We start from the raw sequence: 311 nt of genomic DNA, 5'->3' as shown, positions 1-311 counted from the left end.
GAACGCGGAGGTGACCATTCAATGGGAGCGCCTCACCGGCAAGAAGATCCGCGAGGGCTTCGGCCAGACCGAGGGCCCGGTGCTTCTGGCCACCTTCCCGAGGATCGAGCCGAGGCCCGGCTCCATGGGCAAGCCGTCGCCCCTGCTCAACGTGAAGCTGCTCGACGACGACGGCCGCGAGGTCGATGACGGCGAGGAGGGCGCCATCTGCGTGACGGGCCTGAAAGAGGCCTACCCGCCGGGGTTGTTCGTGGGCTACTACGGTAACCCGGAGCGTACGGAGGAGGCCGTGGGAGGGGAGTATTACAACC

General features: G+C 67.2%; 1 protein-coding gene. It reads left to right on the top strand.

The window, feature by feature from the left end; genetic code table 11:
• Window positions 1–10 precede the first annotated feature (10 nt).
• Window positions 11–311, top strand: a 301-nt coding sequence (locus NE591_RS13825; RefSeq protein WP_256156930.1) for an AMP-binding protein, incomplete at its 3' end; no start/stop codon positions are given.

The organism is Adlercreutzia sp. DFI.6.23 (assembly GCF_024462535.1).
GTDB lineage: Bacteria > Actinomycetota > Coriobacteriia > Coriobacteriales > Eggerthellaceae > Adlercreutzia > Adlercreutzia rubneri.
This window is presented reverse-complemented; position numbering and strand designations above follow the sequence as displayed.